The 19822-nt window shown below is 44.7% G+C and carries 12 protein-coding genes; all 12 read right to left on the reverse strand.

Going from position 1 to position 19822, the window contains the following annotated elements; translation table 11 throughout:
• Positions 1 to 2 precede the first annotated feature (2 nt).
• Positions 3 to 1727 carry a S8 family peptidase gene (locus V6984_RS18155; RefSeq protein WP_342757010.1) on the reverse strand — a complete coding sequence of 575 codons (1725 nt, stop codon included), beginning with the start codon at positions 1725 to 1727 and terminating at the stop codon, positions 3 to 5.
• 35 nt (positions 1728 to 1762) lie between these two features.
• On the reverse strand, positions 1763 to 3331 hold the full coding sequence (gene clpX / locus V6984_RS18160) for an ATP-dependent Clp protease ATP-binding subunit ClpX (RefSeq protein WP_425324220.1): 1569 nt from the start codon (positions 3329 to 3331) through the stop codon (positions 1763 to 1765).
• Between the two features lie 197 nt (positions 3332 to 3528).
• A complete protein-coding gene (locus V6984_RS18165; RefSeq protein WP_342757011.1) occupies positions 3529 to 5073 on the reverse strand; it encodes a S1C family serine protease in 1545 nt (514 codons plus the stop codon).
• Positions 5074 to 5175: 102 nt separating this feature from the next.
• The gene (locus tag V6984_RS18170) at positions 5176 to 6138 is read right to left on the reverse strand and encodes a glycosyltransferase family 2 protein (RefSeq protein ID WP_342757012.1); all 963 of its coding nucleotides are present in this window, start codon (positions 6136 to 6138) and stop codon (positions 5176 to 5178) included.
• 115 nt (positions 6139 to 6253) lie between these two features.
• The gene (locus tag V6984_RS18175) at positions 6254 to 7381 is read right to left on the reverse strand and encodes an LCP family protein (RefSeq protein ID WP_342757013.1); all 1128 of its coding nucleotides are present in this window, start codon (positions 7379 to 7381) and stop codon (positions 6254 to 6256) included.
• A gap of 121 nt (positions 7382 to 7502) precedes the next feature.
• Complete coding sequence (locus V6984_RS18180) at positions 7503 to 8912, reverse strand: undecaprenyl-phosphate glucose phosphotransferase (RefSeq protein ID WP_342757014.1); 1410 nt, start codon at positions 8910 to 8912, stop codon at positions 7503 to 7505.
• A gap of 79 nt (positions 8913 to 8991) precedes the next feature.
• On the reverse strand, positions 8992 to 9990 hold the full coding sequence (locus V6984_RS18185) for a glycosyltransferase family 2 protein (RefSeq protein ID WP_342757015.1): 999 nt from the start codon (positions 9988 to 9990) through the stop codon (positions 8992 to 8994).
• 1 nt (position 9991) lies between these two features.
• Positions 9992 to 11434: a glycosyltransferase family 2 protein gene (locus tag V6984_RS18190; protein WP_342757016.1), complete on the reverse strand. Its 1443-nt coding sequence runs from the start codon at positions 11432 to 11434 to the stop codon at positions 9992 to 9994.
• A 117-nt stretch (positions 11435 to 11551) separates the two neighbouring features.
• The gene (locus V6984_RS18195; RefSeq protein ID WP_342757017.1) at positions 11552 to 13273 is read right to left on the reverse strand and encodes a phospho-sugar mutase; all 1722 of its coding nucleotides are present in this window, start codon (positions 13271 to 13273) and stop codon (positions 11552 to 11554) included.
• Between the two features lie 64 nt (positions 13274 to 13337).
• Positions 13338 to 15371, reverse strand: a complete 2034-nt coding sequence (locus tag V6984_RS18200) for a glycosyltransferase family 2 protein (protein WP_342757018.1) — start codon at positions 15369 to 15371, stop codon at positions 13338 to 13340.
• 59 nt (positions 15372 to 15430) lie between these two features.
• Entirely contained in the window at positions 15431 to 17575 is a 2145-nt protein-coding gene (locus tag V6984_RS18205) for a glycosyltransferase family 2 protein (protein WP_342757019.1), read from the reverse strand.
• A gap of 97 nt (positions 17576 to 17672) precedes the next feature.
• Positions 17673 to 19814 (reverse strand): class I SAM-dependent methyltransferase, encoded by a 2142-nt coding sequence (locus V6984_RS18210; protein WP_342757020.1) that lies wholly within the window; start codon positions 19812 to 19814, stop codon positions 17673 to 17675.
• Positions 19815 to 19822 lie beyond the last annotated feature (8 nt).

The raw sequence follows: 19822 nt of genomic DNA on the forward strand, positions 1-19822 counted from the left end.
TTTTATCCTCCTACTGTTCCGGCGATGATCCTAAAGGTACGCTCGATATCCAACTGTCCGTATCCCCACGAACGGCTGGGATAAAGAACCTCCATATCCCTTCTCGCTCCTCTCATGAAATATGTCTTCAACTGGGGAGACTGAACCAACGGCTCATTCCCCTCCACTACCGCCCACTGCATGAACTGCGCAGAAGCGCCCGCAGTAATGGCTGCCGACATGCTGGATCCGGTCCGGTCTCCAAACACCGTGGAGACGTTGACTCCGGGTGCCGCAAAATCAGGCTTAGCTTCCCTGCCCCTGGCAAACCCTCTTCCCGAGTTTATATAAAAGCTGTCGTTGCTGTCGTCATAAGTGGATGGTGTGATCACATTATTTCCCAAGGATGGCTCCGTGAGCGTCGTATAAGGTGTTGAACGAAGGAACTGAGTATTTCCATTTAAAAACTGTGTAATCGGAAGCCACATATTAATGTCCGAGTAATCGCTGTCTCCTTCTATGACAATATTAAAAGTCCATACCCCCGGTGTGGGATCTTCAAAACGGAATACTACCACTTCCTCCCCCGCTACCTGCTCCACCAGGATATGATCTACTGTTACCTTAGTTCTTTCATATATAAAAGAAAAACTTCGCGTCGTTCTGCTCCTGAAATCGATAGCCGGAATTACCTCTCCGCCCGGTGAGCGGATCGCCACGCTGAACAAATTGGGGGGGCTGCCCCACAGTTCCATCACAAACCCGGTTTCCTGAGCGTCCACGCGTACTTCCACTACTTCCGTCACCAGTCGTGAGCTCATGGTAATAGAGCTTCCATAATGATGCTCCGCATTGCCCTCGTTGCCGCCGCACACAACGACCACGCGGCTTCTTTTTTCCGCTATGCGGCTCAGGTATCTGGGTAAAAGAGAATTCCCCGCATGATCGCCCATATTCGAGCCCATGCCAATGCACATTACCACCGGCCGGATTCCTGCAATGCCGAAGCTGTCCAAGTACTTCACCGCCATCGCGATGTCTGTTCCGGAATAGGCAGGAACTCCCTCCGGTATAAAATAATAATCGCGCAGGTATTGCTTCGCCTCCCTGCACTTTACTACTACAATATCCGCATCCGGCGCTGCACCCAGGAAAGTAAGTCCGAAATTGATACTGCTCCCCGCCGCCACACTGGCCACTGCGCTTCCATGCCCTATTGTATCTGTGGTGGGTACTATGGAAAGCGGATCGTCGCTTTGCAGCGCTTCGTTTATCTGCTCATTGGTATACAGCGTGCCGTAGGAAAAACCCTCGGGCGGAATGCCGTCCTGAATCGTCTGATCCCATATCGCCAGAATCCTGGAAGTGCCGTCTTCTCTGCGGAACACCTGCAGATCATATTGTATTCCGGTATCAATAAAGCCGATAATCACGCCTCTTCCGGTCAGGGACAGGGGCGGGCGCTGTACTTGCAGAATTCCCGTTCGGATTAAACTCAGGGGGTCAAAATTACTTTGCTCCGGAGTAGCGTTCTCCTGCATAAGTCCGTACAGTTTCGGAATTGCGGTATAGGTAAAGGTAGATATACTGATAGGCGGGAGCAGGCTTCTGTTCACAAGAACTACAGCGAACTCATCATCGATTAATTCTATGCAATGTTCGGGATAGATTTCATCTATATAAGGCGATGTATAATCCAACAGGATTTCCATATAATCATTAGACAGCATCTGTTCTCTGCAGGCCATATATATTTACTCTTCATTTTTTACTATTATATGACCTACTGCTCAATTACGTTAAGATTATCCGGCAGCTCCAGAGAATTGCTGCGGATATCGATAATCGGCCCTCCGGTACTTTCTATATATTCCCTTGTAATCGTTACCCGCCCGATATTGTCGTCTTTGGGAATCTCATACATGATGTCTAACATGAAGTCCTCGATAATGGCACGAAGTGCTCTGGCTCCTGTATCCTTTTCCATCGCCTTTTCTGCAATCGCCTCCAAAGCTCCCTCGTCGAATTCCAGTTTGACCTCATCCAGCTCCAGCAGCTTTTGATACTGCTTGAGAATGGCATTTTTGGGCTCTTTAAGGATTTTAACGAGCATCTCCTTGGACAAACCTTCCAAGGTGCATATAATAGGCAGACGTCCGATGAATTCGGGAATCATTCCGAATTTCTTGATATCCTCCACCGTTACCTTGCTCAAAATATTCTTGTCCTTGTCGTATTTATCCTTAAGCTCCGCTGTATATCCGATAGAGGTTCTTTTGTTCAGGCGCTGCTTTATGATCTCCTCCAAATCGGGGAAAGCGCCTCCGCAAATGAACAGAATATTCTTGGTATTCATCGTAGTAAGGGGAACCATAGCGTTCTTGCTGTTAGCTCCTACCGGTACCTCTACCTCCGCTCCTTCCAGCAGCTTCAGCATTCCTTGCTGCACCGACTCTCCGCTGACATCTCTGGAGGTGGTATTTTTCTTCTTGGCTATCTTATCGATCTCATCGATGAATATAATACCTCGCTCGGCTCTCTCCACCTCGTTGTCCGCCGCCGCAAGCAGCTTGGATACTACACTTTCGATATCATCCCCGATATAACCGGCTTCCGTAAGCGAAGTTGCGTCTGTTATCGCTAACGGCACATCCAGAAGTCTCGCTAAAGTCTTAACGAGGTATGTCTTGCCGCTTCCCGTAGGCCCCAGCATAAGAATGTTGGATTTCTCGATTTCTATTTCATCCATCATTCCCGTAAAAACGCGCTTGTAATGATTGTATACCGCAACGGAAATAATCTTCTTCGCCTTCTCCTGCCCTACCACATATTCGTCTAGCTGCGCCTTTATTTTATGGGGCGCAGGAATGTTTTTAATATCGAGTACCGGCTCTACCACTTCCCTTGGCTTCTTCTTTTTCAGCTTCTGCTTGTTGGGAATGCCGCCGTCTCCCTGCAGATCCGCCAGATTTACAAAACTGATGTTAGGGATTCCTTTTCCTTTATTTAGTTTGTCCAATTCTCCGTTTAGATTGGTATTGTTCAGCATGCCCTGATAATCGAACTGGCTGACCGTATCCATAGTCTTGTGCATACAGTCGTTGCATACGGATATGTTGTTAGGCAATTTGAACATCTTACCCGTCTTGCTCTCCGGTCTGCGGCAGATGAAGCAGACGTCTTCATATTCGCTTTCCTTTTTCTCGTCAGACTTTTTCTCTTCGGATTTCATTTCCTCCAAAGCACTGTCATTTCCCTTTTCGGAATCATTCTTTTCCATATTTTCTTCGGGATCTTCATTAGAAAATGCTTTTACTTCTTCCTCATAACCTTTATTATCAAAATCGCTCATTTTATTTCCTTCGCTCCTTGTACTTCATTTATCAGCACGAATATAATATACTATATTCGCATATTGAATTTACTGATTTTCATTATACGGCATCCATAAATGTTGCACAAGTTAACATTTTCTAAATTGCCCGTTAGTTATTTTATAAATTTATTAGAAAAAAGCGGTTATTTTAAAATAACCGCTTCATCCACTATTTATTCATTATCGCTTGTATCATTACTATTTGTATCATTACTATTTGTATCATAGGCTGCATACTTTTCACCCAGCGTTACGGTGACTGTCTTACTTTCCCATCCGGTGGGACTGCCCTGCATAATCGTTACATCGATGGTATCGCCTGCGGAATAATATTCCATAACACTCAAGAGGTCTTCCGCCGTGGTCACTTTATTACCGTCGAATTCCGTAATAATATTGCCTTTCTTGATCCCTGCCGCTTCTGCTGCAGTTCCTTCATATACCTGAGATACATATACGCCCTTAGGCATACCGTAAGTCTGTGCCATTTCATCCACTACAGTAAGAGGAGAGAGCCCAAGATAACCCTTATTTTCTTCCGTTACTTTTGTTCTCGTCTCTTTTAACATCAAATCTTCAATAATCGGTTTGGCGGCTGAAATGGGGATTGCATAACCCATGCCTTCTATTGCATCTCCACCGATTTTATTAGAGTTAATCCCGATTACCTCGCCTTTCAGATTGAGCAGAGCTCCGCCTGAGTTACCTGGATTGATAGCCGCATCGGTCTGTATAAAGGTGGTGTCCGACTCGGAAGAGCTGCTGCTACTCGGACTGGATAAATCGATAACTCTGTTCACAGCACTGATTACACCTACCGTTACGGATTGGCCATAGCCCAAAGCATTACCGATAGCTATTGCCGGTTCTCCTACAATAAGGCTGTCGGAATCGCCAAGAGCTGCAACTGCAATGGCATCCCTTGTGGTCGCACTAAGGCTTTCCAAAGGCACTGCAATGACCGCCAGGTCCATATCTGCGTCAGTTCCTTTTATCTGAGCTTCCGCTTCCGACTCGTCGGCGAACTGTACCTTCAGCGTATCTGCGCCCTCTACCACATGATAGTTGGATACGATAAGAAGCTCCGTATCGCTTTCGCCCACAATAATTCCTGACCCTGCTGCCGTAGCTTCACTCTGCATGGACTGACCAAAAAAGGTAGTCATCGTCTCCGTATAAGTATTGTTAATGGAAACGATTGCCGGCATAACATTCTTTGCCACATCGCTGACATCGGTAACTATGGCTGTCGCCGGCTCGGTAGTGTCAATGCTTTTCGCCGTCTCAGCAATGGCATTCGCAGTATCTTTCGCTGACTCTACTGTTTCTGATGCCGCTGTTACCGAGGATCTGGTAAGCGCTCCCGTGGTGGATTCCACCGCGAAGAAACCGAGTCCTGCACAAACTCCGAAAAATAATCCGAGTCCTATGGCTGCTGCCGTCTTCTTCAAATAGCCGCCGCCCTTCTTTTCTTTCTTCTCTTTCCCCGGCTGATGATTTCCGCCGTCTCCTGCGCCGTTTCCCTGACGATAAGCGTTCTCCATATAATTATAGTTATTGCCATAACGATAACTGCCGTTACCATAACCGGAAGTATTTGCATTATTATAACCTGTGCTCTGTCCGCTGAAATTGCCGTTGCCGGATGAAACGTCTCTTGCCGTACCATCAACTACATTTTTGTTTTCGTAATCATTCGGATAATTATTCTCATACATAACAATTCCCTCTTTCCTTTCCTTAATCTTTGAACTCAGTATATTCGGGAATTGTGTTCTTTTTGTGATGAAAATATGCGTTTTTTGTTAACGTTTTTTTCATCATTCAAAATTTTTGCCTGATCTTATCCGCTTCTCCTGTTCCCAATATTCCTTGTTCATCGTAAACCTTAAAATAAGCTTCACCGGAAGCTTCCGGTAATTCTTACCAAGAGCAAAACCGGCGTAACGGCATGCACTGTTAAAATAAAAAGTCGGAATCTGGCTTCTATAACCCTCCTGCCATAAATGTCCGGTCATTTTTTTTACCAGAGCGATCCCCTCCTTTTCGGAAGTTATCCCTTCGAACACCTCCGGGTGCTGAGCCTGAGATACACCCAAGTCAAAATTCCGGTGGAACTGCTGTCTGCCTGTATAGTTATGGGAGTGAATCACCCTTGCCTGGGCGGCATATGCCACACGGTATCCCGCCTTTATCGCTTTGGCCGCATATAGCATATCCTCATTAAAAATTGTATATTTGACAAATCCTCCCAAAGAATCGAAGATGTCCCTCTTATATGCCGCGCACGCGTTAGAGCAGAAATAGGCTTTTATCCCCAGTCTCTCTACATCCGCTGAGGACTTTTCCACACTTGTCTCCGGATAATTGAAAGCTCTGGTAAAGCGTTCCATTTCATTACAGTCCTTTGCCGGTAGCTGCCTTGCATAAGAGACCGCCGTCCCCTCTTTTTCCAGAGGCCGGATGAGATTCTCCAGCAGGTGCTCATCCTCCGGGAGCGCATCCTGCGTCATCATAACGAAGATGGGGGCTTGCGATTTTTTCACACCGCGGTTTCTCGTATCTCCATGATTAAATTCTTTTTTGGACAAGTGAGTCACATGTACATTTCCGTACTTTTCAACAAAAGGAGTTCCATATACCAATCTGTCAAAATATTTTTGCTCCGTATTCATTATAATTATCTTTCCTACCGGAACCGTCTGCTTCTCCAGCTTATCTATTAACGTAAAAAATGTTTTATCCGGCTTATATACAGGAATAATTACATCGATTTCATTCATTCGTCTCCGTCTCCCTCTCGCCATTTGATCATTTCCCGATTTTAATAAAAAGGACCTGCTCTCTTTCTCAGGCCCTTTTACATTTATTAGTGTTACTGTTCACAGTAACGTATAATTACTTAATATATGATCTCGTATCGCTCTTTATCTTATCGCTGTATGTCTGTACGTCCGAGGATACGGTGTAAGTTTCATCGAACAGGAACTGATGCAGCCATTCCACATTTTCCTTCAAATCCAGAGGGATAACGCAGCTTCCCTTGGAACCGATGGTTCCCGTGGTTCTGTACTGCTCGTCGGGGAATCCCGCCTGGCCAACAATGTTGTATTTACTTATACCGCCCAGCAGCTCTACGATTTCCGTCAAGTCCAGTGAGGTATAAACCTCGCTGAATACATCATTAGCGATTTCATTCAGTGTTGCCGGCGAAGCAGTCTTCGCTTTCTCCGCAACCGCCATCAATACCTCTCTCTGGCGCTCGGCTCTCTTGAAGTCATCACCCGCAGTATAACGGATTCGGCAATATGCCGTAGCCTGAAGACCGTTGAGGAGCTGATAGCCCGTCTCCGTCACTTCATTATAAGTACGCTTCAAGTCCTCTGCCATTGTAAACTGATAGCTGTTCAAGTGGTGAATCTCCGAACTGTCCACATCAATCATAATACCGCCCAGTGCATCGATGGTATCCGTCAGTCCGGCAAAGCCTACCGTTACGAAGTCGGTAATGTTCATATCCAGATTCATGTTCAACATGTTGATGGCCATCTCCGGGCCACCCTTCGCATAAGCGGAATTACATTTATTATAAGTATCGTTGCTCAGATTCAAATAGGTATCGCGATACACGGAAACCAGTTTGCAGTCTCCCGTATCCTGATTGATTGAAGCTATCATGATCGTATCGCTTCGCGTATTCTTCGTCAACGCTCCCGTCGTGGAATCCACACCGAACAGAGCTATGTTCCGGTAGCCCTTCATATTGGTTGTTTCTTCACGTTCCTTGACCTCTTCATTGATAACTAATTCGTCCGCATTCAGTTCCACCTTGCCGACTTTTTCTCCCTTAAGTACACCGTACAATACTACGACCATAACGAGTAATACGAATATCTCCACGATAAAAAGAATTATCTTTTTCCTCTTTTTCTTCTCTCTTTCTTTTGCAGACATCTTCTTTCCCTTGCTATTTCCTGAAGACTTAACGCTTTCACTGTTTCTGCTCTTCTTTGAATTTGTAGCCATTTCCATTCTCCCTTATCTTCTTGCAAATTTACAGCCTATACATAAATAAACTTTATAATTTAATAAGAACCTCTTAGTGATGTTCATATTACGCACTTTCAGTAAACTTTTTAATAGAAATCTAATAAGCATTTTTATTAATAAACCCTTTAAATACAGTTAAAAACATAATCTTTATATCCAGACCCATTGTCCAGTTTTCTATATAAAATATATCGTATTCGATACGCTTTCTTATGGAAGTATCACCTCTATAGCCGTTGATCTGTGCCCATCCGGTAAGCCCGGGACGCACCTGATGTTTGATCATATAACGCGGAATCTCTTCCCTGAACTTTTCAACGAACAGCGGCCTTTCGGGCCTGGGCCCTACCAGACTCATTTCTCCTGCCAAGATATTAAAAAGCTGCGGCAGTTCATCAAGGCTCGTCCTCCTGAGAAGCTTGCCCACCTTCGTCACACGGGGATCATCCTTTACCGTCCATGCCTTCTGTTCCTGAGAAGTCTTCTGTAGTTCCATAGTGCGGAACTTATACATCTTAAACGGTTTATTGTGAAGTCCAACTCTTTCCTGCTTGAAAATCACCGGTCCACGACTGGTGCACTTTATGAGAAGAACGGTTACCAGCATGATCGGTGAAGAAATGATGATTCCGCAGAACGAACCGACCACATCCACTGCGCGTTTCGCCACCCAGTTCAAAGTATTCGTCAGCGGCACGTAACGGATATTAATAACAGGAAGCCCCATCAAATCCTCCGTATACGGCCTGCTGGGCACAAGGCTGTTATAGTCGGGAATAAATTTCGTATGCACACCGGATTTTTCACATAAATCCACGATCCGCTCCAATCTGTCGTAATCCTCCAAAGCAAGCGTGACCGCGATTTCATCCAATTTGTTTTCGGGCAGTATATAAAGCAAGTTGTCGATTCTTCCTAAAACCTTTACACCCTTATACAAGGTTCCTCCGGGAACTCTGTCATCCAATATTCCTCTTACCACATATCCCCATTGGGGATTCGCGTTAATTCGCGTAATATATTCCTCCGCTGCACGGGAATATCCTACTAACAGAACATACTTTAGATTATACCCTTTTTTGCGGAAATATTGCAGACCATTTCGAATCATTGACCGGGACAAGGTGGTCAAAATAATATTGATTACATAAAAAATAAAAATAAGGGAACGCGAAAAATGCTCCTGTTTAACAGCAAACAACATTACCATGAAAAGAAATACGCCTACAGTATTCGCCTTAAAGATACTGGATATTTCATACTTCCTTCTCGTTGCCCGCTTAGGTGTATACATATTAAAAAAGTAGTATAGTAAAACGTATCCGGGCACAATAAAATAAAGCGCACTGAAGTATGTCGCTACGGACAACGCAGTGACGCCCGGCTCTGTATTCGCAAATGGCGTTTTAAATTTAATGAGCCATGCAAGTGAATAGGAAAGTGCTACGACAACCGCATCCACCAGCAGGTGTAATCTATTGAAATACCTTTGGTTATCCTTTATCATATCTTCACCAAATTTCCTATACTGCTAAACATTTTACAATATTATTACAAAAAGTACAACTTAATTTTCTATAAATAGACTATCCCTTTGCTCTTCGAAATATGTTTATCCAAAGCTCTAACTGGATTTTCACATAACTTTGCCAATTTTTCGTTTCAAACCGTACCTTGTTACGTCGTCCCGTTTTGGAAAAAGACAGTTTAAAACCCTCTGCCAATCCCAAAAGATACGATTTCCCCATACCCTTTTTAATAAAGAACATAAACTTCACTAAAAAGCCCGGCGCAAGAAGCGGCAGGTTAAAAAGCACCTGCAATAATGGCATATTTTTATATATCAGGTAAATGCTGTTTCTGGATGAAAGCTTCACCTTGAATTCATTATATCTGGATCCGCTGGATCCGCTGCCCGCGTGATAAACCACGGCTTCAGGCGCAAAATAATTACGAAGTCCAGAGAGTTTCGCCCGATATCCTATATCTATATCCTCTAAATAAGCGAAGTGGTTTTCGTCGAAATAACCGATTTTTTCAAAAGCTTCCCGTTTATAAATGGCAGCGCCCGCACAGGAAGAGAATATCTCCGCCGCTTTGCCATAACGGCTCTTTTCTTTTCCCTTTCCAAGAGAAAAAGCCCAGCCAAGAGCGCAGTATAGGTCTCCTGCACTATCGATAAGGTCCGGCTCCTTCATGGACAGCATCTTTGCACTCACAGAAAAAGCATCTCCATTTTTTCTTATGGCCTTTTCCAGCGCTTCTACAAAATGCGGCTCCACCTTCGTATCGTTGTTGAGCAGAATGACAAACTCCGTCACCGCCGCTTTTATTCCCGCATTCACGGCAGCGCTGAAGCCTTCGTTCCTATCAAAACATATTATCTTTGCCTGAGGATAGTTCTCCTTCACAAGCTTAATACTTTCATCGGAGGAACCGTTATCCACCACTATTACCTCAGGAATCTTTGTCCCCTTATAAAGTGCTTCCAGACAGTCTTCCATATATTTCATCCCGTTATAATTGGGTATTACTACTGTCGACTCCATATATTTCGCCACAATCCTTTTTACGTCTATTGTCATTTTACTGCGCTGTTATCTTTACCGATGCTTCCGGCATAAAAACAACAGTATAACCCATTTTCCTCACTCGTTTGCAAAAATCCATGCTCAATTCCCTGAGTACTGTATTTTCAGCGCCGATACCGGACCACATGCAATATCCGGTACGCTCATTTTCTGCATATGGTATGCCAAAGGTCTCCTCGAACAAGCTCCAAAGCTCTTTCTTCACCTTCATGCAGCGCACATCTACGGCATACGCTTCCTGGAGAAGGGTGGCTCTATGCATATAGCCGCTGTATTCCTTATGAAGTCCTTCATATATTGAGACACCGTTTTCATCGTATATGCCCCCTGCTATCTTTCCTCCGGTCTTAAGTATTTTTCCTCCGATAACTCCTACCTCCGGTCTTTGTGAGAAAATACCGCCTTCATATGTTATCCGGTAGAAACCCAGATGTCTGCTATCCGATACTGATGCTTTCCATCCGCAGCTGTTTATGAAATCCTGTACGGCACGCCTTCCGGCATCATACGCATACCTCTTACTTTCAGGGTTCTCCGCTGTAGACTGGGTATGGCATCGCCAGTGATACAGCACCTTGGGAACATGAACTACTGCGGTTCTCCCGGCATTCTCACATTCCCGCATAAGATCCCTTCTCTGATCCTTCGTCTCGTAGAGAAGCCTTCCTGTCGCACGCAGTACTAAATCGAAATCTTGTGCTCCGTCATATTCCGGCCGGAAACCAAGGGTTTTGATAAGGCTGCTCTTCATGACTAGAAAATGGCAGACATAATTATTGGACAATAGCAAATCAACGTTCAAGTCCGGCTTGAAATGGGGTTCGTAGAATTCCGTACAGTCCCCGTTTCCTTTATCTTCATCGGAATACAGCATCCATGCAGTATTCCCGTTCTTTTCATTTTCAGCTATGGCTTTCGCCATCTCGTATAATGCATCGGGCGTCAGGACATCATCATGATCCAGCAGTCCTACATATTCTCCCTCCGACTTTGCCAGCGCTGCGTTTGTATTCGCAGAAATCCCTTTGTTTTCTGCTATCCTAACGTAACGAAGCCTTTTGTCATCATATGTCTCTATTACTTCTTTTACCCGCCCCGAGGCGCTTGCGTCCGCTACGATCAACTCCAGCCTGGAATAAGTCTGATTCAGGACGCTGTCCACCATTTCCCGAAGATATTCCGGATTCGTTTCATAGGCGGGCACAAGGATGCTGAAGGTATACGGATACCTTTCCGCCTCCTTTCTCTGCTGTTTCTTTTCCTCCTCCGAAGGTTCCCGGTAGCTGTAGTTCGCCGCTTTTTCCCTTGCCAGCCTTTCCGTAACCGCATAATATGCGCTTTTAGGTCCATTTTTCTTCAGATAATAAAAAGCCTTCTTCCAATTGCTCTTTTTCAAAATAGAGTTCCCCATCTTCATTAACCTTCCGAATACGTTCATAGTATAGGGACTGCCGCATATAAGCTTACGCCATGGGCGAAAACCGTCTATACGACAGTCCTTATAATTACACGTTAATATAGAACAAAAGTGTGCTGCGTGCACTCTCCTATTACATTAAATGAATGCTTTTAAGTCTTCTGTCAGCATTTCTACCTTAGCCTGTGCGTCTTCGAGGCTCGTTCCCTTTACTCCCATATAAAACTTGAGCTTCGGCTCAGTTCCTGACGGACGGGCACAGCACCATGAGTCACATGTCAAATCGAAATAAAGCACGTTCGATTTCGGAAGCCCTGTTTCGCTTTCCTCTCCGTTTTCCATATTCACGATTTTACCGGAAGCATAGTCTCTTACCTCGACTACTTTCAGATCTCCGAAGTTCTTCGGCGGATTGCTTCTAAGTTTATCCATGATCTGAGCAATTTGTTTAGAACCCTCGATACCTTTTAACGTGATGGCATACTGAGTCTCTTTGAAGTATCCGTATTTATCATATATATCCAGCATCTGATCCCATACGGTCTTTCCATGCTTTTTACACCATGCCGCCATTTCGCATAGACACATAACGGCAACTACCGCATCCTTATCTCTCGCATGGGTTCCCGCAAGACAGCCATAGCTTTCCTCAAGACCGAATACATAGTTATTGGAGCCGCTCTCCTCGAACCATTTGATCTGCTCCCCGATATATTTGAAACCGGTTAAAACTTCGATGCATTTCACCTTATAGTCGTCGGAAATGGCCTTTGCCATATTCGTTGTAACTATCGTCGTAACGAGTGCCGGATTCTCAGGCATCGTATTCGTAGCACTTCTTTCCCTTAAAATATATTCCGCGATGAGCATACCCGACATATTTCCGGTAAAAGGAATGTATTCGCCGCTCTTTGTATCCAAAGCATAGATACCTAGTCTGTCCGCATCAGGGTCGGTTGCCAGCACAATATCCGCATTCTTCTCCTTCGCCAGCTTCAGAGCAAGGACAAAAGCCTTGGGATCCTCCGGATTAGGATATTCCAGCGTAGTGAAATCGGGGTCCGGCAGTTCCTGCTCGGGAACAACGTACACATGCTTAAAGCCCAGCTCCGATAAAATGCGTCTTACCGGAATGTTGCCCGTACCGTGGAAAGGAGAGTAAACGATTTTAATGTCATCAGATACTTCTTTGATGATTTCCGGATGGATAATCTGCTTTTTCAGCTCTTCCATATAAGCATCGTCAATTTCTTTTCCTATCACCTGATACAAGCCGGCCTCAATCGCTTCTTGCTTATCCATCGTCTTTACTTCGTGATAATTCGTTACATTCTTCACTTCCGTAATGATTTCTTCATCCTTAGGCGCCGTTACCTGCGCACCGTCCTCCCAGTACGCCTTGTAACCGTTGTATTCGGGCGGGTTATGGCTGGCCGTAATTACGATACCGGAAATACAGCCTAATTTTCTAAGTGCAAAGGACAGCTCCGGCGTAGGGCGCAAATCCTCGAAAACATATGCTTTAATTCCATTAGCCGCAAGACACAAAGCCGCCTCATCGGCAAATTCGGGAGACTTTCTTCTGGAGTCATAAGCGATGGCCACTCCTTTTTCTTTGCCGCCCTGCTTGATAATATAATTGGCAAGTCCCTGTGTTGCCTTTCTTACCGTATAGATATTCATGCGGTTTGTTCCCGCACCGATTACACCGCGCAAGCCGCCGGTGCCAAATTCCAGTTCTTTATAGAAACGGTCTTCCATTTCCTTTTCATCATTTCTAATTGCTAAAAGCTCCTTCTTCGTGTCCTCGTCGAAGTATGAATCATTTAACCAAAACTCAAACTCTTCCTTGTAACTCATTTCAGGTTCCTCCTGTATCTGTACTCTGATATTTAGTTTTCTATGTGATATTATCACATTGGGATTATATCACATTCTTCTCTATTTTCAAAGAAAAGTCACTGCGATCCAAGGAAAAATTGGGATTATAATAGGGATCGCCCTTTTCCAGGACCTCCTTCCACTTCTCCCGAAACCTTGCAGATTCCTCATTATAGCGCTCCGCCTTCTCGCCCTCATCATCCAAGCCTCTGGATATGGATTCAAAATGATACAGCTCCGCAAAGGGGGTAAAAACATTCAAATATCCTAATTCCCTAAGCTTTAAGCAGAAATCTACGTCGTTTAGGGATATGGCAAAGGATTCATCCAGTCCTCCCACTTTTTCAAACAATTCCTTGGAAACTAACAGACAGGCCCCCGTTACCGCAGATACATCCTGCGCATAGCAAAGCCTTCCCATGTAGCCCAGATTTTCCCTATGCTGTCCATAGTGGCTATGACCTGCCGTACGGTGAGCACCGAGCGCAAGAACCACACCAGCGTGCTGTATCGTCTTATTTTCATAGTAGAGTTTGGCACCTACGGCTCCCACATCCGCACGCTGCGCGTACATGAGCAGTTCCTCCATCCAGTTGACCGTAATCACTCGCGTGTCGTTATTGAGTAGAAGAATATACTCGCCGGCAGCTTCTTTTGCGCCAAGATTATTCACTGCAGAATAATTAAACTTTTTATCTGCATTATGCTGTATCTTTTCAGCATTTATTATCCTTACTTTCTCATTTCCTTTAAGTTTATCATAGTATTCCCATATCTCCGGCGTTTCGCTGTTGTTTTCCACCACGATGATTTCATAATTATCGTAGGTGGATTTCTCCAAAATAGAAGTGATACATCTGCTCAGATCCTCTTTGTGATCCTTGTTGGCAATAACGATGGAAATCTTAGGATTGCCGATAATCTGATAGCTGATCTTAAAAATTGTCTCAAAAGCTCTGGTGCTGGATATTTTAAAATGTTCGTAACCGTGCCCCCGCAGATGCTCCGCCACTGCTCCTTTCGCCGCATCGATAGCATATGTCTTGGCCTGAATACCTGAAGCTACGCTGCCCGCATGAGAACGCCAATAGTACATGAGCTTCGGTACATGAACCACATTCTCAGCACGGTCCGTCAGACGCAGAATCATATCGTGATCCTGACTGCCGTCATATTTGCTGCGAAACAGTTCTGTCCCCTCCAAAAGTCGTCTGTGGAACACACTGAAATGACATATATAATTGTTAGCCCGAAGATTATCTACAGCATAATCGGGCTTAAAGTGCATAGTAAGCATTTTATTGATATCATTATTTTTGAAAGTAGTCTCATCGCAGTAAATATAATCCGCATTCTGCTCATTTATGGCTCTGGTATATTCGTAAAGCACCGACGGATGCAGGATATCATCATGATCGAACAGCCCGATATACTCTCCGGTGGCCATCGCATAGCATCTATTGGTATTCCCTGAAATACCCTCATTCCTCTCCAGCTTCTTATAAACGATACGGGCCTCTCCTCCAGTATGCGCTTTGTCCCCCTCCATGTATTCCCCGCATATCTCTCCTACGTAGGAATGTTCCATGTCGGAACCGTCTGCAAGACAAAGCTCCCAGTTTTCATAGGTCTGATTTATTACGGAATCCAGCATAGCTGTAAGAAACTCCTTAGGAGTATTATATAGCGGTACCAGAATACTGAACTTTACCATTCGGGGGAAAATAGTTTCTCTTTCCTTCCTTCTTCTTGCTTCATTGGGAAAGCTGGCCGTACCAAAACATTCCATGGCTTCGCGTTCTCTGCTCTTATACTTTATCTTAGCCACAAGTCCTCTCAGATTTCCGCAGTTTTTTAAACGGCCGCGCTGACGAAGAAGAAAATGCATAGCTTTGCGAAAGGGCGCGCTCGCTTTCCAAACAGGATTGCTCTTAATCCGGTTTATCTTAAAACTAAGCTCCTCATTCTTTTCCTCCAGCTCCGCAATCCGGCCCGCTAAATCAGCACATTTTATATGTTCCTTTTCATAGGCCTCTTTATAATAATTTTCATTATAATCCGTCTTTTCTTCCTGCATTCTCTGTCCTTTCCCTAATTACTATTCAGCCTGCGGCCTCATAGCAACATAACGCTTGCTCACTTAATATTCAGGTAACGGTTCGTCCATGAATAAAGCTTCTGACCGGAGCATTTATCTTTAACAAGAATCCCCAACCTGTAATTTCCCTTTTCGGCATCCTCACCCCGAAGCACTGCTCCGAAACCTGCCATTCCAACATTAACCTGATCCGGAAGATTCCGCTCCACGTCCTTTCGAAGAAGAATCTCCGGTGAGACTGTATAAAGCCCGTGTTCTCCTTCTAAAGATTCTGACCCGGTACTTATTCTCTCCAGTATAATCGCCTTTTCATAACATGCGTTATCCGAACCTGCTACAAAGGAATACCCTTGTATATAATAATCTTGCATATGATTGCCCCGTTCATACTCCGGCTCTATGCCACAGCGCCATTCCTCCACAGTTCCTGCATATTCCAGACTGATCATGACGCATGCATCCTCCCTGGCGTCCTTAAGCAGCCCGTCAGCCTTTATAACCTTCCCATAAGGCATACCCTCCTGCCAATCGTAATCTGCCCTAAGCTCAAAGCCCGAAGAAAGCATATCTCCTGCCAGATATTTATGATAAAAGGGATCTTTCCCGTAAAGCTCTCTATGCCGGGCGTAGAGTTTCCTCTTTTCTGCGAGCAGCCGCTCAAGCTTATCCCTTTCTCCATCCTGCCCTCTGCTAAGCGATTCATAGTGATATAACGTCACCTCTTGTAAAACAGCGTTATAATATCCTTTCTCATACAAGGAAAAGCATAAGTCCACATCATTAAAGGCCACTGGCAGTTCCTCAGGAAAGCAGTTCACCTCCTCGAACTTCTCCTTCGCTACGGAAAGACAAGCCCCCGTTACCGCGATGACATTTCTCATGCCACGGTTCCATCCATAATAATAACGATCGTTATCATCTTTGAATTGAAGCTTATGCACCGGCCCCAAACGCGAATTTACAATACCGCCATGCTGCACTCTATTGGAATCAGGATATAACAGCTTGACCCCGACGGCACCTGTGTAGGGCTTCATTGCCTCCGCATAGAGCCTTTCCAGCCAGCCGGATAACTTTCGTTCGTCCGCTTTCTTTACCTCCGGCACCTCTACATCATCATTGAGAAACAAGCACACTTCACCCGCTGCCGCTGTCGCTCCCTTATTGCACATAGCAGAAAAATGAAAGGGCATCTTCTCATAAATATAAGTATACTTAATGCCGAGTCCGCTTAAATAAGCATTCAAGCCCTCCCTGGTCCGCTCCTCGCTCCCATTATCCACCAAAATTATTTCATAAGGCATCCCTGCCGAATTCTTTACCGACTCTATACATCGTTTCAGAACTTTCTCATTATCCTTGGAAGGGATAATGATAGAAATAAGTTGTTTCTCTATTTTACCGGAAGTGATATCTTCATCGGAAGGAATATGTTCACTGAAACAGCAGCTTTCATCAGAAGTGCTGCTTTCATAAGGATAACTGCCCTCATTGTAAAGCAGTTCTCCTTCCCTGTTCAAAAAAGAATGGAACAGGATTTCATCGATATGTCCCACAGGAAATTCATCCGGATTTCTTTCTTGTCTCCTTTCAAAACCACCTGCCTTCTGAGCCAATAGACGGCACATATGATAAATCCACACACGGTCGTCCTCAGCCTCTTTTCCTCCGATGCCAAGTATCTCCTCCTTAGACAATTCCATTAAGGCATTAGTGCGCACCGCAAATATGGAGCCAAAATAAAAGCAGGACAGAAAAGTATCAGGAGACCAGTCAGGCTTCAGCCATGGCGTATATCTGATTCCGTCGGGACTCAGTACATCCTCATCTCCATAAGCCACGGAAATCTGCGGATGCGCAAGAAAAAAGTCATTGATTAATTCTTCCGCCAGCACTGCACATTTTCCGCCAGACGCCTGAAACAGAACGATATCCGCCGCCTCTTTATCAGCACCGCCTGCCGTCAAATAATCCTTCACCGCCTCATACGGAACCCGCTTGATACTAAGCGTTCTTCCACCGTACGTTTTCGTCTCTTCCGCAAGGCTATCCCTCAGAGCGTCTTCCCTCTTTCGAATCCACTCGTCATACGAAACGCTCTTTTCCTCGAACAACCTATCATACCGTTTATGCTGCCCCTCTATCAACTTTTCTTTTAACCACGCCTTTATTCCACCGCCCAAATTCCTCTCCTCAACTTCCAAATGCGAACTTCACAGTCTCCCAAAATTACACATAAAATTTTCTATCCCTGCCAGTTTCGCAATCGCAATCACCAAATCACCATATCTTCTTCACCGCTCCCGCCATATCCTTCGCGATTTCTTCCGGCACGCGCACAATTTCCATTTCTGCGACGATTTCATTCCTATCCATCCTATCCAAATTTCCCAGTCGGATATTTATATTAGGATCCTCCGTAGCGAACACGTAACTCCCATCCTTCAGGCTCTTTCCATTAGTGATAATATTCTTCTTGCCAGGTTCCACTGCCATTCCGTTAAAGGTCAGCTCTTTCACCCGTACGACACAATAATCCATGGCCGGATCTATACGAAGCATATTAACGTTTCCAGCCGTCTCCAACTCCAGACGAATCAGATTCTCCCCTTCATAAGCATCTCTTACGAAATAGGAATCCTCCTCACAATATCCGTTTCCCCGATCTTCATAAATCTGTATTCTTTCCTTCTCGGAAGAATCATCAAACTTATGCACCCACTTTAGCGGCTCCATGATCTTATAGCCTATGGCATCACGCATCTGTGCCATAGATTTATGTTTTCCTGTAACAAACTCCTGAAATCCCATCTCTTGCTCACGGAACTCCTCCGCTTCCCTTTCGGTAATACCAAGGGTTTCTATTATCGCATCCAAATTGAGTTTATTTCGCTTCTCATTTTCGAGAACATAGCAATACACTGCGCGGAAAGCCGTTTCCTTAGCACTGACCGGCTTACCGAAAGTCCACTCGTAATCTATGATAGTCCAAGCTCCATCCATTATCGCCTTGAGGCCTGACTCATCCAAAGAAGAATCCTCTTCTGCTTCATCATTCGTTTCTTCCGAAACTTCTTTCGGTGTAATCAATATATTGGAAAAAATCAAATCATAATCTGCCACCGGCATCTCCTCATGATAAGAAATTCTTTCCAGATATTCTTTAAATAACACATGGAATTTATCAATTTCATTTCTCTCCAGACATCCGTCCAGAATCTCCTCCAGCGTTAATCCTTCTACAAATTCAAACTGAGCTGATTTACCGTCCTCACATAAGCTGCACTTATTGACCCGGAGCTTACCGCCCTCAAATCTTTGCCTCAAATCGATGTATGCCGTCTCCATGCTTTTGATATGATCTATGGCTTCATTCGATAACGCATGTTTTTTTACTATCTTTTTCCCTTCTCCATCAATACATATCTCCGTACGAATCTCATACTCCGGCGAACGATCATTGGAATATTTGGCATACTTTATATCGAAATCATCTCCGATAACCGCAGCATAAGAGTTGGAAAACACAGGGAAAAGTCCATCCTTTATCACCGCATCGAAAGCCTGCTTCTCATCGAAGAGCAACATTCTGTCTCTATCAAAATTCCTATTATTCTCCGACAGCTCTCCGGGCATCGGGAGCCTCCCGTCAGAATACAAGGCAGTCATAAACTTATAGTCAGGGTAGGGATAATAAAAGGAATAGTCTTTTACCCCGCAGGCATGAAAAATATTCTCCAGTCCCTCTCTCGTAAAGGTACGCACGCCTCCGCCTTGCGCATAATCCTCAATTCCCGAAAAATAAGTCCCCAGATGGTCTTCCCTGCATCCGGCGAAATACTTAAGTCCCAGTCTGTTTTCGATAGCAATAATGATTCTCCCGTCCTTTTTTAAATGACGAAGCATCATCTTGAGCAGATCCTCATAGGGGCGGACCGTTCCGGTATAGCTCTGACCGTACTCGAATACACCAATGAAATAGATAAAATCGAAATCATTCGGCAGCTCCGGTTCTATGTCCATAAAATTCCCCACATGTATGGTGACGTTATCGCAGTCCTGATGTCTATAGGCATTGATCATACTTCTCTTCTTAGATAAGTCGATGCAGGTAACGCTTCCCGCCTTTTTGGCAAGATTGCCCGTAATTGCACCGCAGCCGGCTCCAACCTCCAGCACTTTCGCATCCTTATCCATAGGAACCCAGTCCACAATATTTTCCCTGAGAGGGGACAAATGATAGAGAACCGGCCATTTTGCCCGTTCTTCGATAATACGCCTATATTCTATAGGAGAGTAGTTTTTAACGATGTCCAGAATCTCATCCTCTACCTCTCCGTCACAATAAAGGTCCTCGCCCGGATAATATTTATAATCAAGAACTATTTTCCCAATCTGCTCTATGTTTGAAGAAACATTCATATCAGTTC

The organism is Kineothrix sp. IPX-CK, assembly GCF_039134705.1.
Classification (GTDB): domain Bacteria; phylum Bacillota; class Clostridia; order Lachnospirales; family Lachnospiraceae; genus Kineothrix; species Kineothrix sedimenti.

Excerpts from the sequence above, each read along its gene's own strand:
- V6984_RS18200 (WP_342757018.1), bottom strand. The coding sequence starts at position 15,371 with ATGCAGGAAGAAAAGACGGATTATAATGAAAATTATTATAAAGAGGCC.
- V6984_RS18210 (WP_342757020.1), bottom strand. The coding sequence starts at position 19,814 with ATGAATGTTTCTTCAAACATAGAGCAGATTGGGAAAATAGTTCTTGAT.
- V6984_RS18175 (WP_342757013.1), bottom strand. The coding sequence starts at position 7,381 with ATGGCTACAAATTCAAAGAAGAGCAGAAACAGTGAAAGCGTTAAGTCT.
- clpX (WP_425324220.1), bottom strand. The coding sequence starts at position 3,331 with ATGAGCGATTTTGATAATAAAGGTTATGAGGAAGAAGTAAAAGCATTT.
- V6984_RS18185 (WP_342757015.1), bottom strand. The coding sequence starts at position 9,990 with ATGACAATAGACGTAAAAAGGATTGTGGCGAAATATATGGAGTCGACA.
- V6984_RS18195 (WP_342757017.1), bottom strand. The coding sequence starts at position 13,273 with ATGAGTTACAAGGAAGAGTTTGAGTTTTGGTTAAATGATTCATACTTC.
- V6984_RS18165 (WP_342757011.1), bottom strand. The coding sequence starts at position 5,073 with ATGTATGAGAATAATTATCCGAATGATTACGAAAACAAAAATGTAGTT.
- V6984_RS18180 (WP_342757014.1), bottom strand. The coding sequence starts at position 8,912 with ATGATAAAGGATAACCAAAGGTATTTCAATAGATTACACCTGCTGGTG.
- V6984_RS18170 (WP_342757012.1), bottom strand. The coding sequence starts at position 6,138 with ATGAATGAAATCGATGTAATTATTCCTGTATATAAGCCGGATAAAACA.
- V6984_RS18155 (WP_342757010.1), bottom strand. The coding sequence starts at position 1,727 with ATGGCCTGCAGAGAACAGATGCTGTCTAATGATTATATGGAAATCCTG.
- V6984_RS18190 (WP_342757016.1), bottom strand. The coding sequence starts at position 11,434 with ATGAACGTATTCGGAAGGTTAATGAAGATGGGGAACTCTATTTTGAAA.